The sequence below is a fragment of the Xanthomonas axonopodis genome, assembly GCF_001304695.1.
GTDB classification, from domain to species: domain Bacteria; phylum Pseudomonadota; class Gammaproteobacteria; order Xanthomonadales; family Xanthomonadaceae; genus Xanthomonas; species Xanthomonas axonopodis.
Genome location: NZ_JFAQ01000039.1, coordinates 1 through 15,828, shown reverse-complemented (window position 1 = coordinate 15,828; position 15,828 = coordinate 1). Strand labels below are relative to the sequence as shown.

The following is a 15,828-nucleotide window of genomic DNA, read 5'->3' as shown; positions in this document are numbered from 1 at the left end:
GATCCATCTAATGCCGGGACTGAACACAGGAGATAGGATGACGATGGTCAAGCAATCCACAATGGTGGCGGCAGCGTTGATCGCGATGCTGGCTGCCGGTTGCCAGCGCGCCGCAGCGCCCGCCGTAGCAACTGACGTTGCAGGAAAATCCACCGCGACAGCGCCGGATACGGCTGGGCGGCAGCCTGCTGCAAACACACCACCCGGCAATGCCCCAGGCAATCGTTATGGCGCGTTGCTGTTCACGCCGTGCACGCTGAGCGCCGGCGGTGCCGCCGGCAATATCGAAGCGCAGTGCGCGAGCCTGCGCGTGCCGGAAAATCCGGCCGCACCGAGCGGCCGCAACATCGCGTTGAAGATTGCCTGGCTGGAAAGCGAAGCCGGCGGTGGCAGCACGCCGGACCCGGTGTTCTTCATCGCCGGTGGGCCAGGGCAATCGGCCACCGAAGTTGCGGCCATCGTGGACATGGGCCTGCACGAAGTGCGCAAGCAGCGCGACATTTTTCTGGTCGATCAGCGCGGTACCGGTGGCTCGCATCCGCTGGAGTGTCGCGACGCGGCCGGCAAGCCGCTGGCGCTGGAGAACAGCAGCCAGGCCACCGCCGAGCAATTGACTGCGTATGCGGCCGGATGTGCCGACGGTTTGCGCAACGATGCCGACCCGCGTTACTACACCACCAGCGAAGCCATTGGCGATCTGGATGCGGTACGCGCAGCACTGGGCGTGCAGACGCTGAATCTGATCGGTGCCTCGTACGGCACGCGTGTAGCGCAGCACTATGCCGCACGTTATCCGCAGCACACGCGCACCGTGGTGATCGATGGCGTGGCGCCGAACGATCTGGTGATCGGCGGCGAGTTCGCTCGCACGTTCGAAGATGCGATCGCGCTGCAGTCTGCGCAATGCCGTCAGCAGCCTGCATGCGCCAAGCGCTTTCCGGTCGATACCGCCACGCAGTTGCGCCAGGTGGTCGAGCGGCTGCGGCAGGCACCGGTGGCGGTGGACTACCGCGACCCGCGCACTGGTGCCGTGCGCCACGAGCAGGTTACTGCCGACACCGTGGCGGGCCTGGCGTTCGGTTTCTCGTATGCGCCGGAAACCGCGTCGCTGTTGCCGCTGGTGCTCGACGAAGCCGCCGCAGGCCGGTATGCCTCGTTGATGGCCCTGGCGCAGATGAGCGCATCGGACATGTCCGATCAGATGAATCGCCTGATGCAATGGTCGGTGTTGTGCAGCGAAGATGCTGGGCGCTATCACCCTCCCGCACACCAGGCCACCACGTTGCTGGGCAACGAGGTGGCCGAGATGTTCTTCGCACCTTGCAAGGTCTGGCCCTCCAATCCGGCGCCGGCTACTGCGAGCGCACCGTTCCGCTCCACGTTGCCGGTGCTGCTGCTCTCCGGCCAGCTGGACCCGGTCACACCACCACGCTACGCCGAGCGCGTGCTGCGGGGCCTGCCCAACGGCCGGCATGTGATTGCGCCCGGGCAAGGGCATGGCGTGTTCCGGCTGGGCTGCATGCCCAAGGTGCTGAGCCAGTTCATGCAGACCGCCGATGCCAAGGCGCTGGATACCACCTGCGTTGCCAGCCTCAACACCGTGCCTGCCTTCACCTCGTTCAACGGATGGGAACCATGAGCCGCATCGACCACGCCACGGAGGCGCTTGCATGATCGTCGTCGATACCCTGCACAAGTCGTTCAAGACCAAGACCGGGCTGGTGAAAGCCGTCGACGGGGTCAGCTTCAGCGCCGCCGATGGCCAGATCACCGGGCTGCTCGGCCCCAATGGCGCCGGCAAGACCACCACCTTGCGCATGCTCTACACGTTGATGGCGCCCGACCAGGGCCGCGTGACTGTCGATGGCGTGGATGCCGCCCGCGACCCGGTGACGGTGCGTCGCGCACTCGGGGTGTTGCCGGATGCGCGCGGCGTCTACAAGCGCCTGACCGCACGCGAGAACATCGCCTACTTCGGTGAATTGCATGGCATGTCGCGCGCGCAGATCGCGCAGCGCACCAACCTGCTGGCCAGCGCGTTGGACATGGACGATATTCTCGACCGCCAGACCGAAGGCTTCAGCCAGGGCCAGCGCACCAAGACCGCGATTGCGCGGGCGTTGGTGCACGACCCACGCAACGTGATCCTGGACGAGCCCACCAACGGCCTGGACGTGATGACCACCCGTGCCATGCGTGGCTTCTTGCAGCAACTGCGTGCGGAGGGGCGCTGCGTGATCTTTTCCAGCCACATCATGCAAGAGGTCGCCGCGCTGTGCGACCGCATCGTCATCGTCGCCAAGGGCAAGGTGGTGGCATCCGGCAGTGCCGACGAACTGCGCGCTGCCACCGGTGAACACAATCTGGAAGACGCCTTCGTCAAGGCGATCGGCTCGGACGAGGGACTGCACGCATGAGCACCACATCATTGTTGTCCACGCTGTGGACGGTGCTGCGCAAGGAATTGCGCGACATCTCGCGCGACCGCCGCACTCTGGCATTGGCGTTGCTGTTGTCGCCGCTGCTGTACCCGATCCTGATCCTGGGCATGGGTGCCTTGAGCGAAAGCCGCGTGCGCACGCAGATCGACAAGCCGCTGGATATCCCCACGCTCGGGCGCAGCAACGCGCCGAATCTGGTGCGATTTCTGGCCGCCCAAGGGCTCAATGCCGTGGATGCGCCAGCCGATCTGACCGCGGCGATTCGCAGCCAGGATGTGGATGTGGCGCTGCGCATCAGCGATAGCTACGCCGAGGACTGGCGCGAAGGTCGGCCGGCGCTGGTGGAGATCATCAAGGACAGCACCCGCCGCGAGGCCGATGTGCCGAGCCTGCGCTTGCAGGCCGCGCTCACCGGTTACAGCCAGCAGGTCGGCGCATTGCGGCTGTTGGCGCGCGGTATCGATGCGCAGGTTTCCAGGCCCCTGGAAGTGGCCGCGCAAGACATGGCCACTGCAGAAGCCAAGCGCGGCCAGATGATGGCGATGCTGCTGCCGGTATTGCTGGTGATCACCTCGTTTCTGGGTGGCGCGTCGTTGATTCTGGACGCCACCGCCGGCGAGCGCGAACGCCAGTCGCTGGAGCCATTGCTGGCCACGCCTGCGCCGCGTAGCGCCATTGTCAGCGGCAAGATCGCTGCGGCCTGCGTGATCGGCATGGTGTCGCTGTTGCTTACCTTGCTGGCATTCAAGCTGAGCGCGCAGTTGTCCACATCCAACCTGGGCCGCCAGCTCAATGTCGGTTTCATGCCGATGCTGCAGATGCTCTTCATCCTGGTGCCGATGCTGTTTGTCGGCACCTCGCTGCTGACCTATCTGGCCGCCGCCAAGAGCATGAAGGAAGCGCAGGCGCATATGACCTGGTTGCTGCTGCTGCCGATGCTGCCCGGCTACGCATTGATGGCGTATCCGCTGAAGACGCAGCTGTGGCATTTTGCGGTGCCGTTTCTGGCGCAGAACCAGATGCTGTTGAAGGTGATCCGCCACGAAACCATCAACCTACAGACCTGGGCGGTGTATCTGCTGGCCGGTTTCGGTGTGGCGGCATTGCTGTGGTATGCGGCGGTGCGCCGCTATCACCAGGAGCGTCTGGCGATTTCGGGCTGAGGTTGTTGCGTGGTGGCTGTTTGCCGCAAGTTCCTGCGGCACCCTGCAACGCGCAACACCGACGTTGCATCACCGCTACAACGCATCACCGCTACAACGCAGCACTGCTACAACGCAGCACTGCTACAACGCAGCACTGCTACAACGCAAAAGCCCGCATCGCTGCGGGCTTTTGCGTTTCTAGGTCATCAACGACGCAGGCATCAATCGCCCGGGTTGAACGACAGCGTACGCCGCGTGGTCACCGGTGCGGCCACCGGTTCGAAGCGCCAGTGCTTGACCGCGTTGAGGGCTTCGCGGTCGAACACGCGTGGCGGGTTGGCGCGCAGCACGCGCGAGGCGGTGATCGAGCCGTCGGTACCGACCGTCAGTTCCACCAGCACTTCGCCGGAGGTGCCCGAGCGCAATGCTTCGGCAGGGTAGCGCGGTGCCGGGGTGCTGATCGGACGCAGCGACTGTGCGGCCGGTGCGGCTGCAGCGGCGGCGGCCGGCGCCGGACGCGGTGCCGCCGGTGTGGGTGCCGGCGCTTCGGCCTGACGCCGCGCAGCAGCCTGGCGCTCGGCCTCGGCGGTCTGCTGGCGGGCGGCTTCCTGCTGGGCGGCAATCTGCTGGGCAGCGGCGGCCTCGCGGCTCTGCTGCTCGGCCAAGCGCTTCTGCTCGGCCGCCTGCTTGGCCTTGTCTTCGACCTGCTTCTTGGCCTGCTCGGCATCCTGCTCGGAGCGGTTGGCAGCGGTCTTCATTCCCGTCTCCAGGCCGCTCTTCAGGCGCGGCAATGCCGGTGCCTGCGGGTCGACCTTTTCGATCAAGGCGATCAAACGCTGCGCTTCGGGAAATTCTTCGCGGCTGATGCCTTGTTCGGCGGCGATCAGCGTATAGGGAAGCAGGTCGGTCAGCGTGCTATTGACGGTGGCGTCCTGCGGCTGCTTCTCGCGCAAGGCCAGGTAGTACTCCACCGCGTTGTCGCCGGCCGGGGCGTACATGCGATTGTCCTGCAGCGCCTTGGTGGCCGATTCGCGCAATTGTTCGGCAGCCATCGACTGCACCTGCGGCGAGACCGCGGTGGCCGGCGTGGGTGCCGTTGCCGCCGGTGTGGCGCCGGTCGCCGGCGTGGTGGTGGCGTCCTTGTCTTCCTGCTTGGAGCAGGCGGTCAGGCCCACCAGCAAAATGACCGGCGCGATCCGGCGTGCCATACGGCCCTGTGTCAGATCCAACATGCGTCTCCCTTACCCCGAGTGCGAAAGATAAACGTTGCTGCGGCGCGCGCCGGCCATTGTTCCCGCAATGGACGGCAACGCCGCAATCTAGCATTGCTGGGGCGGTCTAAGCCAAGGGTTGCGCTGCAGATCGCCGAAATTTATCCCGCCGGGGTCGCCATGACCGGCGGGGCCGGCACGCGTGCGGCCGGTTCGGGCAGCGGCGGGGCAGGGCAGTAGCGCTGCAGGAAGTCCGCGTGCGCGGGCAACCGCACCAGCGCCGCCTCAACCCGGGTGCGGATGGTCTCCAAAAAGCGGCTCAGTTCTGCATCGCCCATCAGGTCGGCCACCGGGTGGTGCTGTTGCGGCACGATGCCCTGGCCCAGCATCACCTGCACCCAGGAGTTCTCGGCGAACAGCTCGTTTGCCTGATGGAACACGCGCCCGCTCTGGCGGAACAACTCCATCCGGTGGCGCAGCGAATCGGGGATGTCCATGGCCGCGCAGTCGCGCCAGAACGGCGTGTCGCGGCGATCGGTGGCGTGGTAATGCAGGATCACGAAATCCCGGATGTGGTTGATCTCCTGGGCCGCCTGACGGTTGTATTCGGCGATGTCGACCGCGTTGATCACCTGCGGAAAGGTCTGCAGCAGGCGGATGATGCCGCGCTGGATCAGATGGATGTTGGTCGATTCCAGCGGCTCCAGGAACCCGCTTGCCAGGCCCAGCGCCACGCAGTTCTTCTCCCACACGCGGTGGCGCTGATTGGGCGTGAAGCGCAGCGGCCGCGGTTCGGTGAGCGCGCGCCCGGTGAGGTTGCGTTCCAGCACCGCGCGGGCGCCATCCTGGTCCATGTAGCGGCTGGAATACACGATGCCGTTCCCCACCCGGTGCTGCAGCGGAATGCGCCACATCCAGCCGGCCTGATCGGCGCGCGACCGGGTGTAGGTCACCGGCGGGCCCACCGATTCGGTCTGCACGGCCAGCGCGCTGTCGGTGAACAGCCAGCGCGACCAATCGTCGCTGCCCACGCCCAGCGTCTTGCCGATCAGCAGGCCAGCAAAGCCGGTGCAATCCAGGAACAGGTCGCCTTCCACCCGCGTGCCGTCCTGCAGCGTCAGTGCGGTGAGAAAGCCGCTTTGCGCATCGGTCTCCACCTGGCCGATGCGGCCTTCGACGCGGGTGACGCCGAAGCCTTCGCTGAAGCGGCGCAGGAAGCGCGCGTACAGCCCGGCGTCCAGGTGGTAGGCGTAATTCATGCCGCCGTTGGGCAGGTGCGCGAAGCGGCCTTCCTGCGCCGCACGCAGTTCCAGGCAGTAGTCGCCGAAGTCGCGCGCCACCCCGCGCTGGCGTCCCTTCAACCAGAAATGCTGGAACCCGGCGCTCCAGTGGTCGGTCCCGGCATGCCCGAAGGAGTGGATGTAGTGCTGGTCCACCTCGCGCCAGTGTTCGAAGGCGATGCCGAGCTTGATGGTGGCCTGGGTGGCGGCCATGAAGGCAGCTTCGTCGATCTCCAGCAAGCGGTGGAAGGTGACCAGGCTGGGGATGGTGGCTTCGCCCACCCCCACCGTGCCGATCTCGTCGGACTCCACCAGGGTGATCTGCAGATGCCGGCCCAGCAATTTCGACAGCGCTGCCGCCGCCATCCAGCCGGCCGTGCCGCCACCGGCAATGACGACACGGCGTACCGGGCGCGGTTGCGGGTCCAAAGGCGTGGTGTCGGACATGTCGAAATCCTCAGCGATTCAAGCGTTGTAGCAGCCGTGCGCGCAGGCTGCGCGCGCTGGCGTCGTCCATCGGGGCCAACACGCCGCGCGCGGCATCGGGCAGATGCGCGGCAGTGCTGTCGTCGGACTCGAAGACGTAGTGACGAAACACTTCCTGCCAGGTAGCGCGTTGTTCGGCCGGCAGGTCGCGAATGGTCAGCAGTGCCAGCATCAGCGCGTTCATCGGCGAATCCATGTAGGCCGGGCTCTGCCGCCACCAGAAGTTCACCAATACGTTGAAGCTCTGCAGTGCTTCGACGTGATGCCACCACATGCTGGGAATGAACAGCGCATCGCCCGGCGCCAGCTCTGCGACCAGGGCGTGGTCCAGCGCCTGCGCATAGCGCGGAAAACGCTGCAGGTCCGGTGCGGCGATATCCACCAGGCTGACCGGCTGCCCGGCCGGGGTGAGATCCAGCGGGCCGATGTAGAGATTGGCCAGCTGATCGGGCGGGAACAGCGTAAAACGGCGTCGCCCGGCGACCACGCAGGCCAGGTTGTCGGGCAGGTCCTGATGGGCGGCGATACGGGTGCGGTTGCCGATCCAGATGCTGGCCAGCGGCTGGCCCTGCGGCAGCGCGATCGGGTTGTGCGCACGTAACCCGGGCAGGTAAGTGTCCAGCGTGGTGGAGCCGACGTAGATGGCCGGTGGCTGCGCGTTATCCAGGTCGCGCAGCAAGGTGTCCAGCACCACGCCCAACGGCACGCGTTCGGGGCGGAAATTGAAGCCGCTCATGTCCGCGTTGTAGAAAAAGCGCCCACCGATCTCCGGTGGCCCAACCTGCGCCACCACCGCCTCGCCGCGGTCGAAACCACGCAGGTAAGCGGCAGCGGCCTGCGCAGAACTGGCGCCGGCGCGGGCCAGTGGCCAGTCGCGCACCAGCCCGCGCAGCACCAGCGGCGTGGTGGAGCGAAGGATGGCCGGGTCCAACTGTTGCGGGTCCAGGCCGTGGCGTTCTTCGATGGCGCGTGGCTCAGGCGGCATGACGGCGGTTCATGCGTTCGAGCAGATGGCGCAATTGCGCAATCGAGGCCACCGCCATGTACAGCGGTTCCAGATCGCCATGCCGGTGCAGTTCGAGCAGCGCCGCGTCATCGAGTGTGCGCAGGCGTTCTTCGTGCACGACATAGAGCCCGGCCAGGCGGCATTCCAGGCCGTTGTTCAAGGTGGCTTCGAACACGAAGGGCTCGAGCAGGTCGTAACGCAGCGCACGGTCGACGAACGCCGTGCTGGCCACCAGGCCATCGTGCAGCGTGCGTAGCACCTGGCTGATGTGGTCGAGAAATTCGGTGGTGCCGCCGTGTTCGCGAAACAGCGGTTCGCCCTCGGCGCGGCTGACGCGTGGGCTGTCCAGGTCCACATGCACCATCGGCCCATCGGGCTGCTCGCCGATCAGGAACGGTTGGCGCTCGATCGCCAGCGGGACATAGGGCGCATCCCAATGCGCGCCATCCAGGAACAGGTTTTCGCCCAGGCGTAATCCCAGCAATGCCAGCGGCTGGAAACTGCGCTCGCCGCTGCGATGGAATACGATGGGGTATTGCGCCTGCACCTGGCGAAATTCCTGCGGAAAGGTCGCAGCCGACATCACGTCATCGCCGTAGGCGGCGCCGTGCGCGGTGATCACGCGCAGATCGCGGTGATCGAGATTGTTCAACAACACAGCATTGGTCATGGGGGATTGGCACAGCACACAGGGCGCGTGGCCCATGCTTCAACGAATCGCAACTGCACGGCAAGCCCCGGATGCATTGACGTCCTGGGGCGGGGCAATGGCCGTGTACGTTCCCCGGCAGCCAGGCCGCTGGGGAACGGATGGGCTATAGCAATGCAGTCACGCTTGCATCGCCACAGCGGATATCACCAGAACTTGTAACGCAGACCCAGCATGTAGCGCGGGCCGGTCTGGGTGGCATAGATGATCTCGTTCTTCTGCCGGCCATGCTGGCGCTGTATTTCGTTGGTGAGGTTGATCGCCTCCAGGCTCAGCGACAGGTTCTCGGTCCACTGGTAGCCGATGCTCAGATCCAGCTGGCCATAGGCTTCGGTGTAGACCGGGTTGGGCAGGCCGCTGCCGTCGAAGCGCGCGGCCAGGAATTCGTCGCGCCAGTTATAGGCCGCACGAACCTGCCATTGTCCCTTGTCGTAGAAGCCGACCAGGTTGGCCGAATCGCTCAACCCTTCCAGCGCGAACTGCTCGCCGATCACATAGTTGTTGTAGGTCAGCCCGGAATCGACCTTAGTGTAGTTGGCCGACACGCCGAAGCCGCTCTGGCCGAACATGTGCTGCATGTTGAATTCCCAACCATCCAACGAGGCCGAACGCTGGTTGGCCGGCGCGGTGATGGAGAAGTTGGCGATCGGGTCGCCCGGCTGCCCGCTGATCGTACCGGTGGCGTTGCCATTGGTGTCGTCGGTTCCGCGGACCACGCCCGGCTGGCCGGCGAAGTTGCGGAAGATGTAGTTGCGGATGCAGGTCAGGTCGACGGTGGCGCAGCCATTGGCCAGCGCCTGGTTCCAGTAGGCGCCGCCCACCGGCGTGTGCAGGCCGAGCGAGGTGTCGTTGCGGGTGGTGACGCCGACATAGTTGTCGATGTTCTTGCGGAAGTAGCCCACCGAAGCGTAGCTCGCTTCGCCGTAATACCACTCCAGCGACAGGTCGATGTTGTGCGACAGCAATGGTTTGAGGCCGGGGTTGCCTTCCTGGCCGGAGCCGCCTTCGATGCGACCGATCTGGTTGAGCGTCTGCCCGCCCTGGATGTCGCCCCAACCGGGCCGGCCGATGGTCTCGCCGTAGCTGCCGCGCAGCACCAGGTCTTCGCGCAGCTTGAAGCTCAGGTCCAGGCTGGGCAGCCAGTATTCGTACTTGCCGCTGCCACCGGAGAACGCCGAGTCGGCCAGCCGGATCGGCAGCTCGTTGTTGGCGACCCAGTCGATGCCCACGGCCACCGGTATCAGCGCCCGCGCTTCCACCTTGGTTTCCTCGTAACGCACGCCGGCGGCCAGGCTGATCGGCACGTGCAGATCGTCCCAGCTATTGCCCCACTGCAGGTAGGCGTTCTTGGATTTTTCGGTCACGCGGCGGTCGGTGGTGAACACCGGCGAGATACGGTACAGCGACTCATCGCCAGCGACTTGCGCGGCGGCCTGGCGCGCGCGCTCGAAGTCGAACAGGAACAGCTGGTTGAACTGCGCCGGATTGCCGCTGCCATCGATCGCATCGAAGTACTGCGCGAACGAGCTGGGAATCCACAGGTCGTCCGGATAATCGGCCGCCGTGCCGTTGCCGCCCCAGGTGTCGCGCTGCACGTTGGAAAACGCCGAGCGGTTCTTGACCTCGGTGCTGCCGATGCCGAACTTCAACTGCGAATAGTTTTCGAAGGTGAAGTCGCCGTTGACCTGCGCCTGATCGATCTCCGACTTCATGTAGCTGTTGCGGAACGCCGAGCCGGTGACCAGGGTGCGCGACGGGTCCAGGCCATTCAGCCCGAAGCCCAGCTGCTGCTGCAGCACCGGGAAATCCTTGCTGAAATCCACCACCGAGGTGCCGCGGTAGAAGCCGGACACGCCCAGCGAGTTGCTCGATCCGTACGGGCTGTCCGCGCCGGCTTCGGCGGTGGAGCGGTGGATGTCGAAGTTGAGCTTGAACTGATCGTTCACCGCCCAATCCACATTGAAACCCAGCGACTTGTTCTGGTTGCGCGTGGCCGCCTGGGAGCCGGCGGTGGCCAGATCGCTGGTGGGCGGATTGACGATCTCCGAATAGGTGATCGGACCGGCGACCGGCCCCTTGGTCCAGGAACTGGCGGACGGTCCGTAGTTGAACCACACCGACATCTCGTTGCGCTGCTGCTGGATCTTGTTTTCCGAGTAGGTGTAATCCAGCGTGGTGGTGATGTTGTCCAGCGGCTTGTACTGCAGCACCAGCTGGCCGTTGGTGCGCTGGCGTTCGACGCCGACCACGCGGTAGTTGAGGTTCTGCGGCACCGAATAGATATCGTTCGGACCGGGGCGGTTGACGATGTTTTCCGAGCCCGGTGCGCCTGGCTGCGGAATGGTGCCGTAGGCGGTGGAATCGCCACGGAAGGCGCGCCAGCCATTGGGCACGCCAACCTGGCTGTAGCCGAAGTCGCGTTCCTGGTAGCTGCCGCTCAGCGACACGCCGAAGCGCCCGTCGGCCGAGGTGTTGCTGAAGATGCCAGAGATTTCCGGCGTCAGCGAATCGCCCTGCAAGCGGCCGGGCAGGTTCTCGTTGGACGCGTCGTGCACACCCTTGAGGCCCACATTGGCATGCATACCGGGGTTATCCAGCGGCCGGGCGGTCTTGATGTTGATGGTGGCGCCGATACCGCCGGTAGGCGTGCTGGCACGGCTGGTCTTGAACACCTCGATACCGGAGATCGACTCGGACGCCAGGTTGGCGAAGTCGAACGCACGCGAGTTGGAGGCATTGGATTCTTCGATGCTGGCGCCCGGCATCTGACGTCCGTTCAACAGCACCAGGTTGAAGTCCGGGCCGACGCCGCGCACGGTGACGCGCGAGCCTTCGCCGAGCGAGCGGTCGATCGACACACCGCTGATGCGCTGCAACGATTCGGCCAGATTGGTATCGGGGAATTTGCCGATGTCTTCGGCCACAATGCCGTCGACGATGCCTTGCGCATCGCGTTTGACGTTCATCGACGAGCTAAGGCTGCCGCGAATACCGCTGACCTGGACGGTATCGAGGGTGGCAGGGTCGGCCTGACTGGCGCCTGGGGCAGTGGATGCCGACTGCGGCGCCGGCGCAGTTTGCGCGGCCAGCGGAGTCGACAGGGCGAACAGCAGGGCAGACGTCAAGCGCTGCGTGCGCGGCAGGGTGCGAGTCTCTCTCACGGTAGTTGCTTCCCAAACAGAAGATAAGGCCGGCCCCAGGCGAGGCAGGCAAAGGTCAATGGAACAATCGAGCATTTGTTAGTGCGGCCTTAACAAAGTCAATTTGCACTGCAGCATCGGTCGCGACCCTGCCGCGTCACACATCGTTCCATCGAGCAAGGTGTGCAATGCGTCCGTGTGCGAACGCTTGGCCTTACCATCGCGCTTGGATGGCAACGTATCTCGATACGCGATGGCACTGACATAGCGGGCGCAAGCCTTGAATGTGCAACTGGCAAGCGGATTGGTCAGCTGCCAGTGCGTTGCCGGCCCGACGCCTGCACGCCAGGCCGCCGCCTTGCGTCATGTCTGCCGCAACCACCCACCTTTGATTGGAGCGCACGATGATCGATCTGTACTACTGGCCCACCACGCCCAACGGCCACAAAGTCACGCTATTCCTGGAAGAGGCCGGGCTGCAGTACACCCTCAAGCCGGTCGACATCGGCAAGGGCGAGCAATTCGCGCCGGCATTCCTGCAGATTTCGCCCAACAACAAGATGCCGGCCATCGTCGACCATGCACCGGCCGATGGCGGCGGTGCGCAGAGCGTGTTCGAATCCGGCGCGATCCTGCTGTACCTGGCCGAGAAGACCAGCCGCTTCCTGCCGCGCGATGCCCGCGGCCGCATCGCCGCGTTGGAATGGCTGTTCTGGCAGATGGGCGGGCTGGGACCGATGAGCGGCCAGATGGGTCACTTCAATGTCTACGCACCGGAAAAGATTCCGTACGCGATCGAGCGCTACAACGCCGAGGTGCGCCGCCTGCATGGCGTGCTCGACAAGCGCCTGGCCGACCACGCCTTCCTGGCGGGCGCCGACTACGGCATTGCCGACATGGCCAGCTATCCGTGGATCGAAGTGTATGGCGACCTCAAGCCGGACTATGCCGCCTTCCCGCATCTGAAGCGCTGGCACGACGCCATCGCCGCCCGCCCGGCTACCCAGCGTGCCTACGCGCTCAAGGAGCAGGTCAACCACAATGCGGCCAAGCCGCTCAGCGATGAAGAGCGCAAGCACCTGTTCGGCAAGCGTTGAGGCAGAGCGCTCAAGCAGAGTGCTGGAGCGTAGTGCTGAAGCGCGGTGTTGGGGCTGGCGCTTCAGGGTCTACCGCGCAGGTGGGCGTTCGGCATTGCATCGCTTTACGCAGTAACGCAGTCAGATACCGCACCACGCAGCGATTCCAATCGCACTACCAGGCTGCGCCCACCCTCATCCGGCGCGAAGCGCCACCTTTTCCCGGCAGAAGAAGCAAACTAGAGCCCCTCTCCCCTCGGGAGAGGGATCGGGGTGAGGGGACGGATCTCGCATCAAATCCGCAGTCACCCATCACCCGAGCCACATCAAACCCGCGATGGCCCATCCGCAGCGCACGCCAACCCCTAGTGGCACACACCCTGGCCTGTGCACGACAACATCCCCAGTACAACCCAGCATCGTGCGCACCGCCTGCCAATCGCCACACCCAAGACCGCTGCACTTCTCAAACACCGCACACCCCCGCATCCTGTGCGCAGTCGTCAGACAGGACCATCGATGCGCGCCCTGTTCGTAACCCTTGCCCTCATGCTCAGCACCGTTCCCATGGCCCACGCCGAAAAACTCACCCTGGAGGCCATCACCGGCCCGTTGCCGCTTTCCGGTCCCACGTTAATGAAGCCCAAGGTGGCACCGGATGGCTCGCGCGTGACCTTCCTGCGCGGCAAGGACAGCGATCGCAATCAGCTGGATCTGTGGGAATACGACATTGCCAGCGGCCAGACGCGCCTGCTGGTCGATTCCAAGGTTGTACTGCCCGGCACCGAAGTCTTGAGCGATGTCGAAAAAGCCCGTCGTGAACGTCAGCGCATCGCCGCGTTCACCGGCATCGTCGATTACCAATGGGCACCGGACGCGCATGCGCTGTTGTTCCCGCTCGGTGGCGAGTTGTATCTGTACGACCTGCGCAAGACCGGCGCGGCGGCGGTACTCAAGCTCACCCACGGCGAAGGCTTTGCCACCGACGCCAAGCTCGCACCCCAGGGTGGCTTCGTCAGCTTCGTGCGCGAACGCAACTTGTGGGTCATCGAGTTGGCCAACGGCAACGCGCTGCAGCTCACCCACGATGGTAGCGAGACCATCGGCAATGGCGTGGCCGAATTCGTCGCCGACGAAGAAATGGATCGTCACACCGGCTATTGGTGGGCGCCGGACGACTCGGCGATCGCCTTTGCGCGCATCGACGAATCACAGGTGCCAGTGCAAAAGCGCCCCGAAGTGTATGCCGACCACACAGAGGTGATCAGCCAGCGCTATCCGCAGGCCGGCCAGCCGAATGTGGCGGTGCAACTGGGCGTGATCGCACCCCGCGCCAAGGCGACCCCGCGCTGGATCGACCTGGGCAAGAACCCGGACATCTATCTGGCGCGCGTGGATTGGCGTGATGCACAGCGCCTGACCTTCCAGCGGCAGTCGCGCGACCAGAAAACCCTTGAGTTGCTCGAAACCACGCTGGCCAACGGCGCGCAGCGCACGCTCATCACCGAAACCTCGCCCACCTGGGTGCCGCTTACCAACGACCTGCGGTTTCTCAAGGATGGCCGCTTTCTCTGGAACTCCGAGCGCAGCGGCTACAAGCATTTGTATCTCGCATCCGAAGACGGCCACACGTTGACGCCGTTGACCTCCGGCAACTGGGTGGTCGATGCCTTGCTCGCCGTCGACGAACAGGCCGGCACGGTGTATTTCGCCGCGAGCAAGGACGGGCCTACGCAAACGCATCTTTACGCTGTCCCCTTGGCCGGCGGCGCGATCGAAAAGCGTTCCGCCACCAACGGCACGCACGCGGCCAGTTTCGCAAGCAACGCCAGCGTGTACGTCGATACCTGGTCCAACACCACCACACCGCCGCAGATCGAGTTGTTCCGCGCCAGTGGCGAAAAGATCGCCACGCTGCTGAAGAACGACCTGAGCGACCCGCAGCATCCGTACGCCAACTACCGCGATGCGCAGCGCCCGATCGCATTCGGCACGCTCACCGCCGCCGACGGCAAGACACCGCTGCATTACCGGCTGACCAAGCCAGAGCACTTCGATCCAGCCAAGCGCTATCCGGTCATCGTTTACGTGTACGGTGGCCCGGCGGCGCAGACCGTGCTCGATGTATGGCCCAGCCGCGGCGATGCCTTGTTCGACCAGTACCTGGCCCAGCGCGGGTACGTGGTGTTTTCGCTGGACAACCGCGGCACTCCGCGGCGCGGACGCGAGTTCGGTGGTGCGCTGTACGGCAAGCAGGGCACGGTGGAAGTGGACGACCAGTTGCAAGGCGTGGCCTGGCTCAAGCAACAGCCTTGGGTGGATGCCAAGCGCATTGGCGTGCAGGGCTGGTCCAACGGCGGCTACATGACCCTGATGCTGCTGGCCAAGCACAGCGACGCCTATGCCTGCGGCGTGGCCGGCGCACCGGTCACCGATTGGGGCCTGTACGACACGCATTACACCGAGCGCTATATGGATCTGCCGGCTCGCAACGCCGCAGGCTACCGCGACGCACGCATCGCCACGCATCTGGATGGCCTGCGCGCCAAGCTGCTGCTGATCCACGGCATGGCCGACGACAATGTGCTGTTCACCAATTCGACCGCGCTGATGAGCGCGCTGCAGCAACGCGGCACCCCTTTCGAATTGATGACATATCCCGGTGCGAAGCATGGGTTGTCGGGAGCAACCGCACTGCATCGTTACAAGACCGCCGAAGCGTTTATCAAACGCTGCTTGGGGCCATCTGCGGCCCCGGCGTCTGATTGAATACGCCTGTTCGAGACTGATGAAAGCTACTGGGAACAGGGAGTAGCGACCACTCCTTGGTCAGAGATTCAAGCTTTCTATTCAATAAGGAGCAGACGGCTCATGCATAGTGTTGAAGCCGGGCAACCCTCGTGTAAAGCAGCGTTCGCGTCTCGATGCAGACTTAAGAAAGGTCTGATCAACGCGGCCGGACGACACTGCGAGACACATCGGTCGCGTTGACCGCGCTCAGACCTTCGATTTTCCGCCGTTTCCGGCGCATTTTCGGGTTGTTTGCCCCATTACAGGCACACCTTCCCCACGGCAGGCATCAACTGCTTTCGTTTCATCCACAGGTTCGACAACGCAAACAGCGTCAGCACCTGCGCGGTGTTCTTCGCCAAACCGCGATAGCGCACCTTGACGTAACCGAACTGGCGTTTGATGACTCGAAACGGATGCTCCACCTTCGCGCGCAGGCTGGCCTTGGTGTGCTCCCAACGCTTCGCCCGCTTCAATTCGCGTTTGTTCTTGATCTGCTTCAGCTTCGAGGGCTTCTCTGCGATCAGGTAGCGCAGCTTGCGCT

At 64.6% G+C, this 15,828-nt stretch carries 11 protein-coding genes; 5 read left to right on the top strand and 6 right to left on the bottom strand.

Annotation, left to right across the window (positions count from 1 at the left end; genetic code table 11):
* Window positions 1-37: 37 nt before the first annotated feature.
* From XAXN_RS04075 to XAXN_RS04065, 3 genes are read left to right on the top strand one after another with little or no spacing between them, the layout of a single operon-like run.
* Entirely contained in the window at window positions 38-1,639 is a 1,602-nt protein-coding gene (locus XAXN_RS04075) for an alpha/beta fold hydrolase (protein ID WP_054318602.1), read from the top strand.
* A 31-nt stretch (window positions 1,640-1,670) separates the two neighbouring features.
* Window positions 1,671-2,417 carry an ABC transporter ATP-binding protein gene (locus XAXN_RS04070; RefSeq protein WP_054318601.1) on the top strand — a complete coding sequence of 249 codons (747 nt, stop codon included), beginning with the start codon at window positions 1,671-1,673 and terminating at the stop codon, window positions 2,415-2,417.
* Entirely contained in the window at window positions 2,414-3,604 is a 1,191-nt protein-coding gene (locus XAXN_RS04065; RefSeq protein WP_054318600.1) for an ABC transporter permease, read from the top strand. Before XAXN_RS04070 ends, XAXN_RS04065 begins: the two co-directional genes overlap by 4 nt.
* Window positions 3,605-3,807: 203 nt before the next feature.
* On the opposite strand, the gene XAXN_RS04060 is transcribed toward XAXN_RS04065, so the two are convergent.
* The 5 genes from XAXN_RS04060 to XAXN_RS04040 all read right to left on the bottom strand — a co-directional run bounded on the left by XAXN_RS04060 (window position 3,808) and on the right by XAXN_RS04040 (window position 11,439).
* Window positions 3,808-4,818 carry an energy transducer TonB gene (locus tag XAXN_RS04060; RefSeq protein ID WP_054318599.1) on the bottom strand — a complete coding sequence of 337 codons (1,011 nt, stop codon included), beginning with the start codon at window positions 4,816-4,818 and terminating at the stop codon, window positions 3,808-3,810.
* 140 nt (window positions 4,819-4,958) lie between these two features.
* Window positions 4,959-6,524, bottom strand: coding sequence for a tryptophan halogenase family protein (locus XAXN_RS04055; RefSeq protein ID WP_054318598.1), 1,566 nt, complete (start codon window positions 6,522-6,524; stop codon window positions 4,959-4,961).
* A gap of 10 nt (window positions 6,525-6,534) precedes the next feature.
* Window positions 6,535-7,548 (bottom strand): cupin-like domain-containing protein, encoded by a 1,014-nt coding sequence (locus tag XAXN_RS04050; RefSeq protein WP_054318597.1) that lies wholly within the window; start codon window positions 7,546-7,548, stop codon window positions 6,535-6,537.
* Window positions 7,538-8,239 carry a SapC family protein gene (locus tag XAXN_RS04045; RefSeq protein WP_054318596.1) on the bottom strand — a complete coding sequence of 234 codons (702 nt, stop codon included), beginning with the start codon at window positions 8,237-8,239 and terminating at the stop codon, window positions 7,538-7,540. The genes XAXN_RS04050 and XAXN_RS04045 overlap by 11 nt, the downstream gene beginning before the upstream one ends.
* A gap of 185 nt (window positions 8,240-8,424) precedes the next feature.
* Window positions 8,425-11,439 carry a TonB-dependent receptor gene (locus tag XAXN_RS04040; protein WP_054318595.1) on the bottom strand — a complete coding sequence of 1,005 codons (3,015 nt, stop codon included), beginning with the start codon at window positions 11,437-11,439 and terminating at the stop codon, window positions 8,425-8,427.
* A 383-nt stretch (window positions 11,440-11,822) separates the two neighbouring features.
* Here XAXN_RS04040 and XAXN_RS04030 point away from each other — a divergent pair, with 383 nt between their 5' ends.
* Both XAXN_RS04030 and XAXN_RS04025 read left to right on the top strand, forming a co-directional pair.
* Window positions 11,823-12,515, top strand: a complete 693-nt coding sequence (locus XAXN_RS04030; RefSeq protein WP_054318594.1) for a glutathione binding-like protein — start codon at window positions 11,823-11,825, stop codon at window positions 12,513-12,515.
* Window positions 12,516-13,013: 498 nt separating this feature from the next.
* On the top strand, window positions 13,014-15,263 hold the full coding sequence (locus tag XAXN_RS04025; protein ID WP_054318593.1) for a S9 family peptidase: 2,250 nt from the start codon (window positions 13,014-13,016) through the stop codon (window positions 15,261-15,263).
* A 281-nt stretch (window positions 15,264-15,544) separates the two neighbouring features.
* Here the strand turns inward: XAXN_RS04025 and XAXN_RS04020 are convergent.
* Window positions 15,545-15,828, bottom strand: a 284-nt coding sequence (locus XAXN_RS04020) for a transposase (RefSeq protein WP_167694753.1), incomplete at its 5' end; no start/stop codon positions are given.

Bases quoted from the DNA above. Each gene is read 5' to 3' on its own strand.
- XAXN_RS04075 (WP_054318602.1), top strand. From the start codon at position 38: ATGACGATGGTCAAGCAATCCACAATGGTGGCGGCAGCGTTGATCGCG.
- XAXN_RS04070 (WP_054318601.1), top strand. From the start codon at position 1,671: ATGATCGTCGTCGATACCCTGCACAAGTCGTTCAAGACCAAGACCGGG.
- XAXN_RS04065 (WP_054318600.1), top strand. From the start codon at position 2,414: ATGAGCACCACATCATTGTTGTCCACGCTGTGGACGGTGCTGCGCAAG.
- XAXN_RS04060 (WP_054318599.1), bottom strand. From the start codon at position 4,818: ATGTTGGATCTGACACAGGGCCGTATGGCACGCCGGATCGCGCCGGTC.
- XAXN_RS04055 (WP_054318598.1), bottom strand. From the start codon at position 6,524: ATGTCCGACACCACGCCTTTGGACCCGCAACCGCGCCCGGTACGCCGT.
- XAXN_RS04050 (WP_054318597.1), bottom strand. From the start codon at position 7,548: ATGCCGCCTGAGCCACGCGCCATCGAAGAACGCCACGGCCTGGACCCG.
- XAXN_RS04045 (WP_054318596.1), bottom strand. From the start codon at position 8,239: ATGACCAATGCTGTGTTGTTGAACAATCTCGATCACCGCGATCTGCGC.
- XAXN_RS04030 (WP_054318594.1), top strand. From the start codon at position 11,823: ATGATCGATCTGTACTACTGGCCCACCACGCCCAACGGCCACAAAGTC.
- XAXN_RS04025 (WP_054318593.1), top strand. From the start codon at position 13,014: ATGCGCGCCCTGTTCGTAACCCTTGCCCTCATGCTCAGCACCGTTCCC.